Source organism: Halomonas cibimaris (assembly GCF_039537045.1).
Lineage (GTDB): Bacteria > Pseudomonadota > Gammaproteobacteria > Pseudomonadales > Halomonadaceae > Vreelandella > Vreelandella cibimaris.
Genome location: NZ_BAAAZT010000008.1, coordinates 1 through 4,377, shown reverse-complemented (window position 1 = coordinate 4,377; position 4,377 = coordinate 1). Strand labels below are relative to the sequence as shown.

At 59.6% G+C, this 4,377-nt stretch carries 4 protein-coding genes, 1 rRNA gene and 1 pseudogene; 4 read left to right on the top strand and 2 right to left on the bottom strand.

All coding sequences use genetic code 11. The features are described from left to right. From rrf to ABD654_RS00600, 3 genes are all read left to right on the top strand, one after another. Window positions 1-79: ribosomal RNA gene (rrf, locus tag ABD654_RS12145) — 5S ribosomal RNA — on the top strand; the annotation flags it as partial. A 316-nt stretch (window positions 80-395) separates the two neighbouring features. Next, the gene (locus tag ABD654_RS00605; RefSeq protein ID WP_344701244.1) at window positions 396-590 is read left to right on the top strand and encodes a hypothetical protein; all 195 of its coding nucleotides are present in this window, start codon (window positions 396-398) and stop codon (window positions 588-590) included. Between the two features lie 104 nt (window positions 591-694). Then, window positions 695-1,270, top strand: coding sequence for an isochorismatase family protein (locus tag ABD654_RS00600; protein WP_344701242.1), 576 nt, complete (start codon window positions 695-697; stop codon window positions 1,268-1,270). Window positions 1,271-1,277: 7 nt separating this feature from the next. On the opposite strand, the gene yaaA is transcribed toward ABD654_RS00600, so the two are convergent. Both yaaA and ABD654_RS00590 read right to left on the bottom strand, forming a co-directional pair. Beyond that, window positions 1,278-2,060 (bottom strand): peroxide stress protein YaaA, encoded by a 783-nt coding sequence (gene yaaA, locus ABD654_RS00595; protein ID WP_344701240.1) that lies wholly within the window; start codon window positions 2,058-2,060, stop codon window positions 1,278-1,280. Between the two features lie 117 nt (window positions 2,061-2,177). Beyond that, window positions 2,178-3,205 (bottom strand): annotated as a pseudogene (locus ABD654_RS00590) (NADP(H)-dependent aldo-keto reductase). Window positions 3,206-3,282: 77 nt separating this feature from the next. Between ABD654_RS00590 and ABD654_RS00585 the strand changes: the two are divergent. Further along, window positions 3,283-4,311, top strand: a complete 1,029-nt coding sequence (locus tag ABD654_RS00585; protein ID WP_344701238.1) for an RNA-guided endonuclease InsQ/TnpB family protein — start codon at window positions 3,283-3,285, stop codon at window positions 4,309-4,311. Window positions 4,312-4,377 lie beyond the last annotated feature (66 nt).

Below are 4,377 nucleotides of genomic sequence, written 5' to 3'. Positions count from 1 at the left end.
TGCCGAACTCAGCAGTGAAACCGTTCAGCGCCGATGGTAGTGTGGGGCCTCCCCATGCGAGAGTAGGACATCGTCAGGCATCAATACGCAGAAAACCCGGCCACGTGCCGGGTTTTTTGTGTGCGCGGAAGAAAAAGTGTGTAAGAAAAAGCGCGTCAGAAAAAAATAGCCATAGAGCCGTAGTCAAGGCCATAGATACCCGCCATCAGGCCAGCCCTTAATCTGAGGTAGCGTTTTGCAACTCGCCGTGACATCCGTGCCGGGCAGACAATGCGCAAGGCCGTGCAGCTAATATGAAAGCGCCGGCAGCAGTATGCCCCTTTTGCCAGGGTCTGCTACCTTTGGCAGAAAGAACCAACGCACAACGCTAAAGCGTACAGAAGAGGGGATGGATCATGAATGCAGGGCTGAAAAAACGGGCAGCGGTATTGGGCGTACTGATGATGACAGGCGGTCTGGCTGCATGTGAAGAGCAGGGGCCGGCTGAAAAAGCGGGCGAAAGTATCGATGAAAGTATGGAACAGGCCGGCGAGAACATTGAGGAAATGGGTAACGAGCTTCAGGAATCGGCCGAACAAGCGGCTGAATAACGATTTTGTCGACGAACGTGCCGTACAAAAGCCGCTTAAAGCGGCTTTTTGGGGCTTATGGCACTGCCTAAGTGCTCCCCGAGTGTACGAGCGGAGAATACACAATGCGTTTGTACCGTGAAAATAGCCTGCTGCTGATCGTAGACCCTCAAACAGGCTTGCTGCCGGTGATTGACAGCGGCCGGCAGGCCGTAAACGAAGCCGGCTGGCTAGCCCGGATGGCGGAACTTGTGGGTGTGCCGGTCTGGGTGACTGAGCAGGCGCCGGAGAAAATCGGTGCCAGTGCGCCTGAGCTGTTGGGTGCGCTGAAACAGTACCGGCTTTTTTGCAAACAGCATTTCAGCGCAATGGGCGAGGCCGACTTTCGCAATGCGCTAGCGCAGGCAGGCCGGCCGCAGGTTGTGATCTGCGGGGCAGAAGCGCACGTGTGTGTGCTGCAAACAGCGCTTGGCCTGCTGCAGGCAGGCTATGAGGTGTACTGGCTGAGCGAGGCCACGGTCAGCCGCCGCCAAGATGAGGCAAGCCTGGCCCGCAAGCGTGCCGCTGCCGGCGGGGCCGTCAGTATCACAGCGGATATGGCCGCCTATGAGTGGCTTGATCGCTGCGATACAAAGACGTTTCAGCAGGCGCACCGGCAGCTGTTGCGAGACCGTTCGGCGCGGCCGCTTACGTTTTTTTGACTCAGGCTCAGGGGCGGTCCTGTTCGCGCCGGCTAAAGACAAGCGTATCGCCTTCTGAGGCGGCCGCGTTAAAGCGATAGCCGGCAGCGTTGAACTCTTCCAGCCCGGCAACATCGTTTAGGCGCTGGTGAATAATCCAGGCGCTCATTAGCCCCCGGGCCTTTTTGGCATAAAAGCTGATGATCTTGTAGCGCCCGTTTTTTTCGTCTTTGAAAACCGGTGTCACAACCCGGGCATCAAGGCTTTTTTGCTCTATGGCCTTGAAGTACTCGTTGGATGCCAAATTGACCAGCACTTGGGAGCCGCTTTCGGCAATGGCGTCGTTTAGCGCCCGGGTCACGGTCGAGCGCCAAAAAGCGTAAAGATCCTTGCCCGCCGGGTTTGAAAGCTTAGTGCCCATTTCCAAACGGTAGGGCTGGATAAGGTCCAGCGGACGCAGCACGCCGTAAAGCCCGGAGAGAATGCGCAGATGCGACTGGGCAAAGCGGTTATCGGCGTCGCTGAAGCGTGCGGCGTCAAGCCCGGTATACACATCCCCCTGAAAGGCTTGTGCTGCCGGCTTGGCATTGTCCGGAGTGAACGGGGTGTGCCACTCGCCGAAGCGTGCGGCGTTCAAACCGGCCAGTTTGTCGCTGATGCCCATCAGTTCGCTGATCTGCTGCGGCGAATACGTACGCAGAATGTCGATCAGCGTTTGGCTCTGCGCAAGAAAGTCGGGGTTGGTGTACTCAGCCGCTGTGGGCGGCGTGTCGAAGTCCAGCTTTTTGGCCGGGGAAATAACGCTTAGCATAAAGCGCTCCATAAACCAGTAGGGAAAAACACGGGGCGATTGCCGTCTCAATGATAGCAAGCCCCGGCCAAGGCCGGCGCTATCAAGCCGATAAGAGACGGGTTGCTGGCAAGGCGATCACGGGCAGGGGTTGGGCATGCGCTGATGGATGGCGTCGATGGCGTCAAGCACGTCGTCGTCAAGGCGCAGCGCTTCGCTTTCCAGATTGCTTTCCAGCTGTGCCATGGTCGTAGCACCGATAATATTGCTGGTCAGAAAGCGCCGTGAATTGACATAGGCCAGCGCCATCTGCGATGGCTCAAGCCCGCTGTCCCGGGCAAGCGCGACGTAAGCCTTGATGGCCTTTTCCGCTTTGGGCGCGGCGTAGCGCTGGAAACGTTCATACAGCGTCAGCCGTGCCCCGGCCGGGCGGGCGCCGTTTACGTATTTGCCGGAAAGCGTGCCGAAGGCCAGCGGCGAGTAGGCCAAAAGGCCGACGTTTTCCCGATGGGCGATTTCTGCGAGCCCTACCTCGAAGCTGCGGTTGAGCAGGTTGTAGGGATTTTGCACGGAGGCGACCCGGGGCAGGCCCAGCCGCTCGGCCAGTGCCAGCGCCTTCATTACGCCCCCGGCGTTTCATTGGACAGGCCGACGGCGCGCACCTTGCCGGCGTCGACCAGTTCCTTGAGCGCTGAGAGGCTTTCTTCCAGCGATGTCGCGTCTTCGTCTTCGTCGTGTTCATAGCCCAGCGGGCCAAAAAAATTCGCCTGGCGGTCGGGCCAGTGCAGCTGATAGAGGTCTACATAGTCGGTTTGCAGCCGCTCAAGGCTTTGGTTGATAGCCCGGTGTAAATGCCCGCGGGTAAGCCGCGGGCCGCCGCGAAGGTGTGCCACTCCCGCTCCCGGGCCGGCGGCCTTGGTGGCGAGAATCACGTCGTCTCGCGAACCGCGCCGGGCAAGCCAGGAGCCGATGTGGCGCTCGCTGCGTCCCTGGGTATCGGCACGCGGCGGTACCGGATACATTTCGGCGGTATCAATGAAGTTGATGCCAAACGCGACGGCGCGGTCCAGCTGTTGATGCGCCTCGGCTTCGCTGTTTTGCTCGCCAAACGTCATGGTGCCCAGACACAGCCGGCTTACCAAATAGCGCGTAAAGCATCGCCCCATGCGGGCGGTGATAAAAGCGCGCACCGCAACGCGGTGCCGGGGTTGAAGGTTCCATCACCACCTGATATTTATACAAAATGACGAAACGCGCTTACAAGGAACGGTTTTATCCGACGCCCGAGCAGGCTGAGCTATTAGCTCAATCCNCGCTCACCCACTCGGCAGCAGAAAAGCGGCTGGTGGCCCTCAAGGCGGAATATCCGTGGCTGAAGGACGTGTCCAGCGTGATCCTGCAACAAGCCCTGCGCGATCAAAAAGCGGCCTTCGACAACTTCTTCAATCCGACGCTCAAGGCGCGCTATCCGCGCTTCAAAGCCAAGGATGGCCGGCAATCCATTAGGCTGACCAAGGCTGCCTTCCGCTATCGGGACGGCGAGATCACTATCGCCAAAACGAAAACACCGCTACCGATCCGCTGGAGCCGGCCACTGCCCGGCGCCCCGTCCAGCGTGACGATTTCACGCGACCGTGCAGACCGCTACTTCATCAGCTGTCTGTGCGAGTTCACGCCCGAGCCGTTGCCGGTCTCTCCTAACACCGTAGGTGTTGATCTGGGGCTGACCGACCTGTTCATCACCAGTCAGGGGCAGAAGTCGGGCAACCCGCGCTATCTCAAGCGGTATGCCGCCAAACTGGCCTACCTGCAACGCCGATTGAGCAAAAAGCAGCGAGGCTCGAACAACCGCCACAAAATGCGCCGCAAGGTGGCGCGTCTGCATGCCAAAATCGCGGACTGCCGCCGCGACGCCATGCACAAGGCGACTCGGACGCTGGTCAACGAAAACCAAGTGATCTGCGTCGAGACGTTGAATATTGCCGGCATGCTCAAGAACAAGACACTGGCCAGAGCCATCAGCGATGCCGGCTGGGGCGAGTTCCTGCGCCAGCTGGTTTACAAGGCCGACTGGGCGGGCCGCCAGCTCATTCAGGTCAGCCAATGGCTGCCCAGCAGCAAAACGTGCCACCACTGCGGCCACCGGATTGAAAGACTGCCGCTGTCGCAGCGCCACTGGCACTGTGACGGCTGCGGCCAGGCCATTGACCGCGATATCAACGCGGCCAGGAATATCGGCTCTTCGTCGTTGGGTGTGGAATTCGCCCCCTGAGCTGGGCCAGGATATGACCTCCACATGGACAGGAGGTATGGCATGGACGGCACCCAGATTCTGACC

Excerpts from the sequence above, each read along its gene's own strand:
- ABD654_RS00605 (WP_344701244.1), top strand. The coding sequence starts at position 396 with ATGAATGCAGGGCTGAAAAAACGGGCAGCGGTATTGGGCGTACTGATG.
- ABD654_RS00600 (WP_344701242.1), top strand. The coding sequence starts at position 695 with ATGCGTTTGTACCGTGAAAATAGCCTGCTGCTGATCGTAGACCCTCAA.
- yaaA (WP_344701240.1), bottom strand. The coding sequence starts at position 2,060 with ATGCTAAGCGTTATTTCCCCGGCCAAAAAGCTGGACTTCGACACGCCG.